Below are 14,204 nucleotides of genomic sequence, written 5' to 3' on the forward strand. Positions count from 1 at the left end.
CAATACTTTATACAAAGAGCTTTATGATACGGAATTTAATATTTATCGTCTCGTTCAAGTAGTTTGGATGGCAGATTATTGGAGTGTTCCGCCAGATCAAGACATGATATTTGGTTATCATGTCCACCTTGAAGGAGGTAAAGTGATGGAGTTGGAAACCCTACCTACGTTCAAAGCATATTGGGATAGCAAAGGCGGATTAGCAGAATTTCAAAAGCATATTTTAAAAATTTTGAAATTAGGTTAAAAGTAGCGATAGATACCTAATCAAGAGTAAGCGATCGCCTTTACGCCTTAAGATTGAGAAGCTTCAAACGTAACATCTTCATACACATCTGTGATCGCACAATTAAAATCAACACTTGCTAGATGTATATTATCCCCTGGACTATAGGTATAAAGTACCCATTGTCCTTCTGGGTTGCGGCGAAAAATCTCCACGTTCATCCGGGTTTGACTGACAAGCACATATTCCTGAAGGGACTCCATTTTCCGGTAGTCAGCAAATTTATCACCACGATCAAAAGCTTCTGTTGTAGGTGATAGGACTTCTACAATTAAGCAGGGATAATGGAGAAAATTTTCAAACGCTCTATCTCGTTGATCGCAACTTACTATAACATCAGGGTAGTAATAGATATTAATTGATTCAATATGTGCTTTGGTGTCTGATATGTAAGTCTGACATCCACTTCCACGCAAATGATTTCTCAGCATTGAAGCTATGTTGAGAGAAATAACTACATGATCGTTAGTTGCTCCCGCCATTGCGTAAACCAATCCCTGTCTATATTCGTGTTTAATGGGACTAGTTTCTTCTGCTTTAAGATAGTCTTCTGGGGAAATATAGCTAGAGTTTGGAGTTGCAACCATGTATAGTTACCTTGTGTGATGCCTTATATCTAGTTTAAGAGAAACGTAAGGCTGAAATGGCTAAGTTTGTATCTTGATAAATCTAGCTATTGCTAGATGCACTAATAGTCTCAAAAGCTATAATCTACCTCTGTTGGTTAGAGAGATAAACTTGTGGATGCAATATTAGAGCGATCGCACGCACTCAAACAAGCTGTGGTAGATTTTGTTTTGGACGCAGAAGGCGATTTAGCACAAGCTTTGGAAACCTATGCAGCTGGAAAGTTACGCAGTGGTAATGGTAACAGTACACAGCAAAACTTAGTTATTGATAGCTTTATTACAGAAGGGAAAGTAGGTGATAAGTCACCACTAGAATTATTTATCAATAGCGATGCTGATTTACAAGAGAGCGATCGCAATTTAATTAGCTCTTGGCATCGTAGTTTTATGGGCTTATTTGCCATCACTAAAATTTTACCTGATGGCTTTGAGTTAAGGAACTGGTTGACGGATAAATATTACATCGTTAAGCCCAATAACGCCCAAACCCTACAAGAAACATCTCGGTTAAAACAAGGAGAAATATTGCTCACTCGCATTTCTCCGATTACCGATAGTTACTGGACGTTTTTCAGTAATTATACAATTATGGGTAAATTGGGTAAACCGAAACTTGCTGTAGCTATTGGGAATTTCAAAGAAGAATATAAAAATCATCTTTACAGCGATGCGCCAGATTTGTTAGAAGAAGCTTGGCAATCTGTAACCCAATATCATCAGCAGTTTGTGGAATTTTTTGGCACTGACGAAATCACATTACCAGGATATCAACTGAATCAGAAAATAGCTGAATTTCAAGAAATAATTACTGAGAAGTATTTAGCGGCTTCAGGTATTGACACTTCTAAGCCTCTCAATGAACTAGTACAAGAAGCTGGAATTAATGAAGAGGAAATCACAGCCGCAGTTAAAGAAATGGGTGCTGACAGCAAGGTCGCAGCAGAAATATTTAAGAATAATGGTAGTAGTAAGATGGTAATGCCAAAGGTTGATTTACCTGCTGAACTGAGGAAAGCAGAACAGGTGACAGCTATTTCCCATCCCCGTTGGGGACAAATGTTTTTACCAACATATAGTAAGGTAAAAATTATTTTATCTACAGCAGATTGGCAAAATATTGAAGGTAGTCAAAAACTAATTCGCTCTTACTTGGAAGACAAACGTATTAACGCTTTTATTTGGTATCGGTTAGCCGAAGAGTACCCCAATACATTAGAAAATGTCTTGCAAACAGTTCTGCAACGTTCCGATTTTCAATTGAATCGGGATTTAAATGAACTGTTACAAGAATTTAACAAACCTCTAGAGCCAGATTTACCAGAAATTGCTAGTGTTCCTCTACATTTACATAGCTTATTTCAAGCAGCCTTAGGAGAAGTGCAAAAATCTAAACCACAAGGTAAGGGACAAAAAAAAGCAGCAAAGGGTTTTAAATAATCTAGCAATTACAAAGGGTGCTGAAAAATCAAGGACTAAAGTCCTGACTACGAAATTCTACTACCAACTAACAAACATTCCCGGCTCTGCGTCGGCGGCAATCTGCGGACATTATTAAGAAATTCAAGTATATTTTTTCCCAATTTAGCAGCACAGTTGTATCATTTGAAGCGTCGATTGTCAAAAAAATCAAATTTGGCTGAGTAATCATATGACAAATTCCAACCAAATTCTCCCCAGTGAAGGCATTTTAAAGACTAATTCTACCAGCACGAATGTAGTTAATATTCGTTCGGCTCCCGTAATCAAGGATGGTAATGTTATACGCCAAGGAAAATCAGGCGATCGCGTTAAAATTGTAGATAAACAAAAGCCTTCAGGAGATACTCGCAATTGGTACAAAGTGCAATTTGGTACACAAGCGAAAGAAGTCGGTTGGGTACGGGAAGACGTAATTTCAATAGTTGCTAGCCAACCTACACCTGATAAAAATCCCTCTGAAGCAGACACACTAGTGTATTTCGTTACTGACACTAAAACCGTGAGAGTTTACGGTAAAGGGCAGGCATATATAAATGTCTACGATAATAAAACTGAGGTGACAAATCGTGCGCCAGCTGCAAAATTACCTAAAAATGACACTACTAATGCTTGGACAACTTACATTGCTTCTAAGGATGGATCTACTTATCAAGTCAGATTTATTCCTGGTGCTGACACTGAACTGACCATTATTCATGAAAATAAGGTGATTTTGCAGCAGAAAGGTTTTCGTGCTGACGGTACTGAGTATCGACCAAAATAATCATGTGGTTTTGAGTCATATCATTTTCGGATCAATAGTTGTCATTGCGAGCGTAGCGCAGCAATCGCAGCAATTTTGTGATTGCTTCGCCACACTTCGTTATGCTCGCAATGACATTTTATAAGCGATTAACCGGATATGAGATCATGAGGACTTTACTGTTCAATATCCGGACTAAAGTCCTCACTACGAAAATTTTTATCAAATTTGCTCTTAAGACCCCATACGTAGCGATAGCGGAGTGTGGGGATGAAAAGCGGTAGTTGTTGAGACATCTGACTTTTCCCGTTATCTTTCTATCACAGCGATCGCGATCAGGAGTGCTATCCTAAAAGTCCTATTTTCCCGTTGTTCTATTCTCATTAAACGTCTTTTATTGATAATAGGCTTGTGGACTGAAACCCTTACTATATCTATGTTTCCAGACTTAACGGGAAAAGTCAGATAGCGGAATGCGGGGAGCGTCAATAGCTTTTAGCTTGAGTTGCAACTGTTAATACTTGCGGTGGGGAAGCATCTGGAGGATAGATCAAGTCTACTTCTACTAATCTGCGATCGCCTGCTGGCATATTTAATATAGTTAAGGGTTCTCCGACTTGGCCTCTGGTTTGCATCAGGTGAACAAATTGGGTTTGCGGCTTACCTTGGTCATCTTTGTAACGGACTCGCACTGTACCCCGGAAGAAAACTTGTTTGGCTGGTGTATTGAAAAAGCGTAACCCTGGTTTTACTAACTGATCTTCTTTGATTGGGGTTTGGATTGCCACACTGACAGTCTGCGGACTTTGACTATTATTATATAGTGGCAATTTCAAACTGTATTGAATGCCATAGTTGCCATGAGCGCGGTATGCAGTGTCAGGATAGCGCACCAGCATCTTTGCACTTTGAATTTGATTAGTTCCCAAGCTACCACCATGCACGGTACTTAAAGCGTAGGAAAAGGCTTGTCCTGGCTGGGGAATGGTGAGATATTTGGCTTTTGGTTCATCTACTAATAAGGCTCGCCACTGAGAACCACTGGCTACTCCGGCTACACGCCCGTAAATGCGGGGTTTACCAGTTTCTTCTAAAGGAGTTGGGGTTTTATCTCTGGGGCCAGCTACATCACTATTATTCAGTAAATTTTGCCACTCTTCTAAAGTAGGCGCACGCTCACTACCATCGGGATTTGTTTGTGCAAACATGGCGAGGCTAGCTGCATAAACTTTACCATTACTGCGTAGTCGCATTAAAGTAGAGCGACCATTCAGGGGTGGGGTAAGTCCTTGTACAGGAATTGGCAGATTTAGTAATATGTGATACTCCTGCGGTTGTATGACTATTTGCGCGGGAAAAATTTCCTGTCGCTTACCTCTGAGTACATCATTAGTAATGCGATCGCCTGGGCCAGAAAAAACTGTACCTAAGATATTGTTACTAAAAGATGGTAACCCAATAAAAGGTGCATCGGGTTGACTCAAATAACTGGCTGCTTGCAATACATTTATCGTTACTGGTGACGAACCAGGATTATGTAAAATTATCCCCACATACAGCGAGCGCAAATTTTCTGGCGGTTCAGCTTTAGCAATATGGTGAGCAAAAATATCAAATCGTCCTTGAAAGGGAAAATTTAAATGGGCTGTTGGGACTTTTTTGCCATCAGGCGGAAAGGTGGAAAGTAAAATTCCTTCTTTCAATACCAATTCTGGACTATTGCTATTAAATACTGGTACTTTATCAAGATTACCTGGTAAAGGACGTACAACTTGCGGTTGTACTACTTCTGCTGGTGGTGGTGTAGGGGGAATCGATTGAGTCAGGCTCAAACTTAGTAACAATGGAAACATAAATTTAACTATTTTCTCCTTCATCAAGACGCTGACAAATTTATGAAAGTGCCAGTTTGTTAATAATTAATACGAAATCTGCAACAATGTTTACCAAATTTTCTGGATGCAAAACTGGAACATGGACAAATATGCAATTTGCTCTGAGTTGGGATTGACGCAGATGATCTAATACGGAATAATAAAGACCCTCACAGACAAATTTACCGCAGTCGTGGCTAATCTCAATTCCCCTAGCGCCAGCAACTAATTGTTCTAAATCCACTCCTGTTTGCAAAACTCTTTCTTTGCAACTAGCGCAAAATTCCACAGTTAATAGCATCCGGCTAGCCGCCATACCACAACAGATGATGCAATCTGGTTCGAGTTCGTTGATTTTTTGAATTACACAATCGCTAGCCAGCTGCACATCTACAGGTAACTGACGCAAAAAAGTCAAATGATGAGGTAGGATGTCAAGTTTGGCGACTTCTAGTAATAGATCATCAGAAGAATTTGACTGTTGATCGCACAACCAAGTGTCAAAAGAAGTTAATAGAAACCTTTTCTTCATAGGAAATATTATTTAAAATAGAATAACCCTCCATAATAAATTTACAAGGAGCAGGTCAATGCCAGTGATTGCGGTCGTAGATTACGAGATGGGAAATTTGCATTCAGTTTGCAAAGGCTTGGAAAAAGCTGGAGCTACTCCTAAAATCACTCATTCTTTTAAAGAAATAGAACAAGCAGATGCAGTCGTTTTACCTGGAGTAGGAGCATTTGATCCAGCGGTGCAACACCTGCGATCGCGTGGTTTAGAACAACCTATTAAAGATACGATCGCATCTGGTAAACCATTTTTGGGTATCTGCTTGGGATTGCAAATTCTGTTTGAATCAAGTGCAGAAGGTACTCAACCAGGGTTGGGAATTGTCAAAGGAAAAGTCAAACGGTTTATTCCTGAACCGGATATCACTATTCCACACATGGGTTGGAATCAGCTGGAAATAACTCAGCCAAAAAGTATTATGTGGGAGCATTTACCATCCCAACCTTGGGTATATTTTGTCCATTCTTACTATGTTGAACCAACAGAGGAGCAAATTCGGGCAGCAATAGTTACCCACGGTACTCAAACAGTTACAGCTGCGATCGCCCGTGATAACCTGATGGCAGTTCAATTTCACCCCGAAAAATCATCGAATATCGGATTGCAAATATTGTCTAATTTTGTTGCTCAAGTCCGAGAGCAAGTTGCGGCATAATATAATTTTATTAGTTGTCAGTTGTTAGTTGTCAGTTGTCAGTTAATAATTCTTACTGCTGACTAAATTACTAATGACCACTTACCCTGAGTTTCGACTACGCTCAACTACCGCGCAGCCGTTCGCGTAGCATCTCGTTCGCGCAGCGTCTCCCCTTGGGAGAAGAGAAGGGATGACGAATGACCAATGACAAATGACTAATGACTAATGACCAATGACAAATGAGTCTGAGAATTTACGGTAATCGCCAGCTAAAAACATTACCTGGTAAAGACACCAGACCCACTAGTGCGCGGGTACGGGAGGCTGTCTTTAATATTTGGCAGGGAGATATAGCTGGTTGTAGCTGGCTAGATTTGTGTGCCGGTAGTGGTTCAATGGGAGCAGAGGCTTTGTGTAGAGGAGCCAGCTTAGTAATAGGCATTGAACAATCGAGCCGAGCCTGTAACATTATTCAACAAAATTGGCAGCAAGTAGCTCATGCTGACCAAGAATGGAAAGTATTGCGGGGAAATGTACTCCAGCAGTTAAAAAACCTATCAAGCAAACAATTTGACAGAATTTATTTTGATCCACCTTATGCTAGTGGATTGTACCAACCAGTATTAGAAGCGATCGCTGATTATCAACTTTTAAATTCTGACGGCGAACTCGCCGCTGAACACAGTTCCCAAGATTTGGTGATGCCAATCATTGCCAATTGGGAAATTTGCCGTCAGAAAGTTTATGGAAATACAGCCCTGACGTTTTACAGGACAATTGAGTAAGAAAGGGGAAAGGGGACAAGGAGGACAAGGGAAGGGGGATGAGGAGTAAAGCAGAGAATCATTACTCTTAATCTCTAGCCCATAGCCCCTAGCCCCTAGCCCTGGTTCCCCTAGCCCCTAATCCCTAACCTCCCAGTTCGGTGGGGCGCTTATATTGCTTATAGGCAGCGTAAAACAGACCAGAAAGGGTAACCACAATTAAACCAAGGACAATACCTGAGAGCAGGGGTTCAACCACTGTAAATCTCCTCTTTGCAATTATTAAACATTCGTTTCCTGTTTTTGATTTTACCAAATTGGGGTGAATCCCGCTCCCTAGAGGATTTTAGACAAGGAATGGCAACAAAAAAATCTTCATCTGTGCTTGCAGACAGAATCAAGAACTTTTAAGCTATGTGTAGGAAATGAAAAACTTTTAGCACACCTCAACTTTAACTACACACCTTTTGGATAACCAGATTACCAAACCTGAAACTCTAATTCAGCGGATCGCTTTGCTGGCTCTGGCCATACTGCTAGCAATCTCTTTGGGCATTTTTGGTGTTCAAATGGTTCAAGCGTCCGATCCCTATGTCAAGAGTGTTCTAGCCCTGACGGGCGATCCTGTTCAAGGAAACGCTATCTTTCAAATTAATTGTGCTGGTTGTCATGGCTGGCAAGCAGATGGGCGAGTAGGCCCCAGTTTGCAAGGTGTTTCCAAGCACAAGTCTCGGTATGGATTAATTCAGCAAGTGATTAGTGGGGACACACCACCCATGCCAAAATTCCAACCTAGTGCCCAAGAAATGGCAGACCTTTTGAGCTATTTAGAATCGTTGTAGATTGGGGCATTGGGCATTGTTCCCCAGACTCCCCAGACTCCCTAGACTCCCTGATACCCTAAAAATTCAACCCTCCGCTAACCTGGTGTATTGGGGAGGGTTGAATTGTCAAAATCAGTTAAAAGACGAAGTTGTTGGCAGTGAGGTTAGTAGCAGTAACATTGTTTAAAGTTACTAAAGTAGCGAAAGTTTCCGATGTCCCCGCAGTACCATCAACGTCTATTTGCACCAGAGTACTTGTGCCTGACTGGAGCCATCTTAAGTATCCATCGGCGATCGCATTATTAGCACCAAAGTAACCTGAATCTGTTAATAGATCTGTCAATCCAATTACATCAGTACTGGTATTAAAGTCAGTAATTGTATCGCCACCTTCGGTAAACCTAAAGTAGACAAATCCATCATTACCAACACCGCCAGTTAACGTATCGCTGCCAAATCCACCAACTAAGAAGTCGTTATCGATACCACCATTTAAGCTATCATTGCCAAATTCACCGTACAAAGTATCATTGCCACTACCGCCATTGAGCGTATCATTATCGAAACCACCATTTAAGTTATCGTTACCTGCACCAGATGTAATCGAGTCATTACCGCTATTACCAGCTACAGAGACAACCGCCGCAGTAACGTTGATGATGTCGTTACCAGTACCTGTAGATAAGGCGAGACTTTCAATGTTTTGGAATGTTGTGCCGTTGGAAACCGTTCCAGTAGTGGCAGTAGTATAGGAGACGTTTAAACTGGTGGTAGCATAGGACATATCTAAAGTCAGCAAATCTGTGCCCGCATCACCATTAATGTTATCTACGCCTTCACCACCATAAATTGAGTCATTCCCAGCGCCAGCACTGATTGTGTCATTACCTAAACCACCGTAAAGGCGATCGCTCCCTGCACCAGAGATAATTGAGTCATTACCGTAACCGCCATCAATATTTGCATAAGCCGCAGCTGTGACATTAATTGTATCGCTGGCGCTACCTGCTTCTATTTCCAGGCTTTCAATATCTGTAAAGGTGGTGCCAGTATTAACTGTGCCAGTTGTGGTAGTGGTGTAGCTAACATTTAAGGATGTATTGTAATTAGATAAATCTAATTTCAGGTAATCAGAACCAAGACCCCCGTTAATTACATTCGCCCCTACACTCTCATAAATTACATCATTACCAGCCCCAGCGTTGATGGTATCGTTACCGTAACCGCCATCCAGGGTATCATTACCTACACCTGCGGTAATTGAGTCATTACCGTCACCGCCATTAAGGATATTGTTACCTGCACCTGCGGTAATTGAGTCATTACCGTAACCACCATTGATATAAGCAACAGCAGCAGCGGTGACATTGATGATATCGCTGGCGTTACCTGTTGTCAGACTCAGATTTTCGATATTTTGAAATTTTGTGCCATTGGAAACTGTGCCATTGGTAGCGGTGGTATATGTGACAGTCAGAGGAATAATGTAATCTGACAAATATAAATCCAGGTAGTCATAGCCAGCGCCACCATCAATACTGTCCACACCGTTACCGCCATTGAGGCTATCATTTCCAGTCCCACCAATTAGCGTATCATTACCGTCACCGCCATACAGGCTATCGTTACCTGCGCCTGTGGTAATGGAGTCGTTACCGTAACCACCACTCACAGAAGCAACCGCGGCAGCAGTTACATTGATGATATCGCTGGCGCTACCTGTACTCAAACTGAGATTTTCGATATTTTGAAAGGTAGTACCATTAGAAACTGTGCCAGTGGTAGCGGTGGTATAGCTGACAGTCAGGGGAATAATGTAATTAGACAAATCTAAACTCAGGTAATCATAGCCAGCCCCACCGTTGATGCTGTCTATTCCTCCACCGCCATTGAGAGTATCACTACCATCTCCAGCATTGAGGGTGTCATTACCATCACCGCCATAAAGGTTATCGTTAAAAGCACCTGTGGTAATGGAGTCGTTACCGTAACCACTATCCACAGAAACAACAGCAGCAGTTACATTGATGATATCGCTGGCATTACCTGTACTTAGACTCAGACTTTCGATATTTTGAAAGGTGGTGCCAGTATTAACTGTGCCATTGGTGGCGGTGGTATAGGTGACAGTCAGGGGAATAATGTAATTAGATAAATCTAAATCCAGGTAATCATAGCCAGTACCACCATTGATGCTGTCTACTCCACCGTCACCCTCATAAATTAAGTCATTACCAGCGCCAGCGTTGATGGTGTCGTTACCATAACCGCTAGAGAGTGTACCACCATAGATTGTATCGTTGCCTGCACCTGTGGTAATTGAATCATTACCGTAACCACCATAAATCCTTGCAGTTGCCGCAGTCACGTTAATAGTGTCACTGGCACTACCTGCTTCTAGTTCTAGGCTTTCAATGTCTGTAAAAGTAGTGCCATTAGAAACTGTGCCATTGGTAGCAGTGGTATAAGTGACAGTGACAGGAACAATGTAATTAGACAGATCTAAACTGAGGTAGTCAGAACCAGCACCACCGTTAATACTGTCTACTCCACCGTTACCGTCATAAATTAAGTCATTTCCAGCGCCAGCGTTGATGGTGTCGTTACCATAACCGTTAGAGAATGTACCACCGTAAATGGTATCATTAGCTGCACCTGTGGTAATTGAGTCATTACCGTAACCACCAATAATTTCCGCAACTGCGGCAGTCACATTAATAACGTCACTGGCACTACCTGCTTGGAGTTCTAGGCTTTCAATATCTGTAAACTTAGTACCAGTTGAAACTGTGCCATTGGTAGCGGTGGTGTAGGTAACAGTCAACGGCACAATATAATTAGACATATTTAAATTCAGATGGTCATAGCCGGAACCACCATTAATAGTGTCTACTCCGGAACCATCAGAAAGGGTGTCATTACCTGCACCGGCGTTGAGGCTATCATTGCCATCACCACCATAAAGATTGTCTCTTCCTGCCCTGGCATTGAGAATATCGTTACCATCACCACCAGAAAGCGAGTCATCCCCAAGTCCACTATTGAGGACATCGTTACCTTCATTCCCAGTTAAGGTATCATCACCGATGCCAGTGGTAATTGTGTCATTACCAACACCGCCATCAACAGAAGCATAATTGGCAGCAGTCACATTAATATTGTCGTTGCCAATACCCGTTGTCAGGTAAAGACGGTCAATATCTCGAAATGTTGTGCCGTCAGATACTGTGCCACTGGCAGTGCTGGTGTAAGTCACTGTTAAATTAGCAGTGGCAGAGGAAATGGACAAATTTAAAAGGTCATTACCTGTGCCAGCAACGATTTTGTCTACTCCACCCCCAGCTGTAATATAATCATCCCCAGCACCACTTGTAAGCGTGTCATTGCCAGTGCCGCCATCAAGAAGATCGTTACCGCCACCAGTAGTAATAGAATCATTGCCAGCATTGGCAAAAACAGTAGCATCAATAGCGGCACTGACATCAATTTTGTCGTTGCCAGCATCTGTATTGATATCGAGAATTTCGATATTCTGAAAAGTTGTGCCAGAGAAACTACCTACTGATGTGGCGATGGGATAATTGATAGTTAAGTCGAGGGTAGAGGCGTAAATTTTAATTTCCAAGGAATCATTACCCTGTCCCCCATCAATAGTATCAATTCCATCATCGGCAAACAAACTACCATACTCAATCTTGTCATCGCCATCACCGGCATTGATGACATCATTGCCGACACTACCAGAGAGAATATCGTTTCCAGCGCCAGCATTGAGAGTGTCGTTACCTGCACCGCCATTGAGGTTATCGCCACCAGCACCAGCATTGAGATTGTCATTGCCATCACCGCCATTGAGAATATCGTTTCCAGCGCCAGTAGTAATGGCATCATTACCGCCATTAGCATTAATATCAGCATCACTTGCAGCAGTGACATTAATGATGTCATTGCCGCTACCAGTTTCTAGGGACAAACTTTCGATATTGATAAAGGTAGAACCGTTGGAAACCGTTCCATTTGTTGAATTGGTGTAGGTAAAAGTTAAATTGCTAGTAGCAGTAGAATTATCCCAAGTGAGGTAGTCAAAGCCTTGTCCACCGTCGATTTTTTCGACTCCCACACTGCCAAGGTAATCACTGGCGTAAATAGTGTCATCGCCATCACCACCATTGATGACATCATTACCACTACCGCCATAAACAGAATCGTTACCTGCACCAGCGTTGAGGGTGTCATTACCATCATTGCTATTGAGTAGGCTACCAAGGGTATCGCTACCATTACCTGTGGTGATGGAGTCGTTACCGCCATTGCCATCAATGTTGGCATTACCCGCAGCCGTGACATTAATGATGTCATTACCGCTACCAGTTTCTAGGGACAGACTTTCGATACTTTTAAAGGTAGTGCCATTGGAAACTGTGCCATTGATAGCACTGGTATAGGTGACAGTTAAGTTAATGGTGGCTGCGGAATTATCTAGTCTCAGGTAATCGAAGCCTTGTCCACCATCGATGCTTTCGACTCCCAAACTGCCATCACTAGCGTAAATAGAGTCATCTCCATCACCTGCATTGAAAGTATCATTACCAGGCTCTTTGTAAATGCCATCACCAAGGACATCGTTACCTGCACCAGCATTTAATGTATCATTACCTGCACCTCCGTAAAGGCGATCGCTACCATTGCCTGTGGTGATGGCATCATTGCCAGCATTACCATGAATTTCCGCATTACCCGCAGCAGTGACGTTAATAGTATCGTTACCGCTACCTGTGTACAGTGTCAGACTTTCGATATTGATAAAGGTAGTGCCATTAGAAACTGTGCCATTCGTCGAATTGGTATAGGTTACAGTTAAGTTGCTAGTTGCAGCAGAATTATCTAGTCTCAGAGAATCAAAGCCTTGTCCACCATCAATTTTGTCTACTCCCAAACTACCATCACTAGCGTAAATATAGTCATCTCCATCACCTGCATTCAAGACATCATTACCAGCCTCGCCATAAGATTCGCCCACGATATCATTACCAGCACCAGCATTGAGGGTGTCATTGCCAGCACCGCCATAAAGAGTATCTCTACCATTACCTGTGGTGATGGAGTCATTGCCGCCATTACCATCAACTTTGGCATTACCCGCAGCAGTGACATTAATTGTGTCGTTACCGCTACCTGTGGCTAATTCGAGACTTTCGATATTAATAAAAGTAGTGCCATTGGAAACTGTGCCATTTGTGGCGGTGGTATAAGTGACAGTTAAGTTGACAGTGGCAGCGGAATTATCTAGCTTTAAGTAGTCAAAGCCTTGCCCACCATCGATTTTTTCGACTCCGACACTATTGTAATTACTACCATAAATTGAGTCATCTCCATCACCTGCATTTAAGACATCATTGCCGATGTTGCCATCAAGGTAATCGTTGCCTGCACCAGCATTGAGGGTATCATTGCCGGCACCACCGTAAAGGTAATCTCTACCATTACCTGTAGTGATAGAGTCATCGCCATTATTACCAGATATATCGGCATTACCCAAAGCAGTAACATTAATGATGTCATTGCCGCTACCAGTAATTAAGTCTAGACTTTCGATATTTTGAAAGGTAGAACCATTGGAAACTGTCCCATTTGTGGCGGTGGTGTAAGTAACAGTGACATTGCCAACGACATCAGCTATATCCCAATTGAGGGAGTCAAAACCTTGCCCACCATCGATTTTTTCTATTCCCGCACTACCTTTATTGGCGTAAATATAGTCATCCCCATCACCTGCATTCAGGATGTCACTACCCGCACCATCATCAAGAGTATCGTTGCCTGCTCCACCATTGAGAGTATCATTACCATCGCCACCATCAAGGCGATCGCTTCCATTGCCTGTGGTAATGGCATCATTGCCGCCATTGCCATAAACGGTGGCATCACCTACATAGGTGACATTAATACTGTCGTTACCGCTACCTGTTTCTAACCTCAAACTTTCGATATTTTGAAAGGTAGTGCCATTGGAAACTGTGCCATTGATAGCGGTGGTGTAGGTGACAGTTAAATTGCTAGCAGCAGCAGAATTATCTAAATTTAGGTAGTCATAGCCGTTTCCACCATCAATTTTTTCGACATTCACACTACCAGAATATTCACTACCTATAATGCTGTCGTCGCCATCACCACCATTGAGGGTGTCATTACCAGTAGCGCCATCCAGGGTATCGTCACCAGCCCCACCATTAATAGAGTCGTTCCCGGCATAACCATAAATGTAGTCACTGATGACAGTTCCAGTAAGTGTGTCATTGCCGGAGGTACCATAAATAAAATTAAGCACAGATTTTTACTCCTTTGTTTGACAGGTTGTAAATAGGTAGATAGAGAAACTCAAACTCATGCACCTCGTC

The 14,204-nt window shown here is 42.3% G+C and carries 11 protein-coding genes; 6 read left to right on the forward strand and 5 right to left on the reverse strand.

The genetic code is table 11. The annotated features are described in order from the left end of the window. Nucleotides 1-67 precede the first annotated feature (67 nt). Nucleotides 68-247, forward strand: a complete 180-nt coding sequence (locus AACU32_RS34350) for a hypothetical protein (RefSeq protein WP_339378520.1) — start codon at nt 68-70, stop codon at nt 245-247. Between the two features lie 47 nt (nt 248-294). On the opposite strand, the gene AACU32_RS34355 is transcribed toward AACU32_RS34350, so the two are convergent. Then, nucleotides 295-873, reverse strand: a complete 579-nt coding sequence (locus AACU32_RS34355) for a Uma2 family endonuclease (protein WP_096606613.1) — start codon at nt 871-873, stop codon at nt 295-297. Between the two features lie 153 nt (nt 874-1,026). Here AACU32_RS34355 and AACU32_RS34360 point away from each other — a divergent pair, with 153 nt between their 5' ends. Further along, nucleotides 1,027-2,352 (forward strand): hypothetical protein, encoded by a 1,326-nt coding sequence (locus AACU32_RS34360; protein ID WP_096606615.1) that lies wholly within the window; start codon nt 1,027-1,029, stop codon nt 2,350-2,352. Nucleotides 2,353-2,563: 211 nt separating this feature from the next. Next, nucleotides 2,564-3,157, forward strand: a complete 594-nt coding sequence (locus AACU32_RS34365; RefSeq protein ID WP_096606617.1) for an SH3 domain-containing protein — start codon at nt 2,564-2,566, stop codon at nt 3,155-3,157. 464 nt (nt 3,158-3,621) lie between these two features. Here the strand turns inward: AACU32_RS34365 and AACU32_RS34370 are convergent, their stop codons facing one another. Together AACU32_RS34370 and AACU32_RS34375 are read right to left on the reverse strand one after the other, a co-directional pair. Beyond that, nucleotides 3,622-4,989 (reverse strand): DUF3370 family protein, encoded by a 1,368-nt coding sequence (locus AACU32_RS34370; protein ID WP_096606619.1) that lies wholly within the window; start codon nt 4,987-4,989, stop codon nt 3,622-3,624. Nucleotides 4,990-5,029: 40 nt separating this feature from the next. Further along, entirely contained in the window at nt 5,030-5,542 is a 513-nt protein-coding gene (locus AACU32_RS34375; RefSeq protein ID WP_096606621.1) for a pyroglutamyl-peptidase I family protein, read from the reverse strand. 58 nt (nt 5,543-5,600) lie between these two features. Here AACU32_RS34375 and hisH point away from each other — a divergent pair, with 58 nt between their 5' ends. Continuing rightward, nucleotides 5,601-6,236: an imidazole glycerol phosphate synthase subunit HisH gene (gene hisH / locus AACU32_RS34380; protein ID WP_096606623.1), complete on the forward strand. Its 636-nt coding sequence runs from the start codon at nt 5,601-5,603 to the stop codon at nt 6,234-6,236. Between the two features lie 221 nt (nt 6,237-6,457). Continuing rightward, nucleotides 6,458-7,003 (forward strand): 16S rRNA (guanine(966)-N(2))-methyltransferase RsmD, encoded by a 546-nt coding sequence (rsmD, locus tag AACU32_RS34385; protein WP_096606625.1) that lies wholly within the window; start codon nt 6,458-6,460, stop codon nt 7,001-7,003. A 124-nt stretch (nt 7,004-7,127) separates the two neighbouring features. Here rsmD and petG read toward each other — a convergent pair whose 3' ends face one another. Continuing rightward, a complete protein-coding gene (gene petG, locus AACU32_RS34390) occupies nt 7,128-7,241 on the reverse strand; it encodes a cytochrome b6-f complex subunit V (protein ID WP_071989488.1) in 114 nt (37 codons plus the stop codon). A 208-nt stretch (nt 7,242-7,449) separates the two neighbouring features. Here petG and AACU32_RS34395 point away from each other — a divergent pair, with 208 nt between their 5' ends. Next, complete coding sequence (locus tag AACU32_RS34395) at nt 7,450-7,824, forward strand: c-type cytochrome (protein ID WP_096606627.1); 375 nt, start codon at nt 7,450-7,452, stop codon at nt 7,822-7,824. A gap of 118 nt (nt 7,825-7,942) precedes the next feature. Here the strand turns inward: AACU32_RS34395 and AACU32_RS34400 are convergent, their stop codons facing one another. Then, nucleotides 7,943-14,134: a calcium-binding protein gene (locus tag AACU32_RS34400; RefSeq protein ID WP_339378521.1), complete on the reverse strand. Its 6,192-nt coding sequence runs from the start codon at nt 14,132-14,134 to the stop codon at nt 7,943-7,945. Nucleotides 14,135-14,204: the final 70 nt, after the last annotated feature.

Source organism: Calothrix sp. NIES-2100 (genome assembly GCF_963875285.1).
Taxonomy (GTDB): domain Bacteria; phylum Cyanobacteriota; class Cyanobacteriia; order Cyanobacteriales; family Nostocaceae; genus Aulosira.

What these genes read in the sequence shown, in the direction of transcription:
- AACU32_RS34375 (WP_096606621.1), bottom strand. Translation starts at nt 5,542, where the DNA reads ATGAAGAAAAGGTTTCTATTAACTTCTTTTGACACTTGGTTGTGCGAT.
- rsmD (WP_096606625.1), top strand. Translation starts at nt 6,458, where the DNA reads ATGAGTCTGAGAATTTACGGTAATCGCCAGCTAAAAACATTACCTGGT.
- AACU32_RS34350 (WP_339378520.1), top strand. Translation starts at nt 68, where the DNA reads ATGGCAGATTATTGGAGTGTTCCGCCAGATCAAGACATGATATTTGGT.
- AACU32_RS34365 (WP_096606617.1), top strand. Translation starts at nt 2,564, where the DNA reads ATGACAAATTCCAACCAAATTCTCCCCAGTGAAGGCATTTTAAAGACT.
- AACU32_RS34355 (WP_096606613.1), bottom strand. Translation starts at nt 873, where the DNA reads ATGGTTGCAACTCCAAACTCTAGCTATATTTCCCCAGAAGACTATCTT.
- AACU32_RS34370 (WP_096606619.1), bottom strand. Translation starts at nt 4,989, where the DNA reads ATGTTTCCATTGTTACTAAGTTTGAGCCTGACTCAATCGATTCCCCCT.
- hisH (WP_096606623.1), top strand. Translation starts at nt 5,601, where the DNA reads ATGCCAGTGATTGCGGTCGTAGATTACGAGATGGGAAATTTGCATTCA.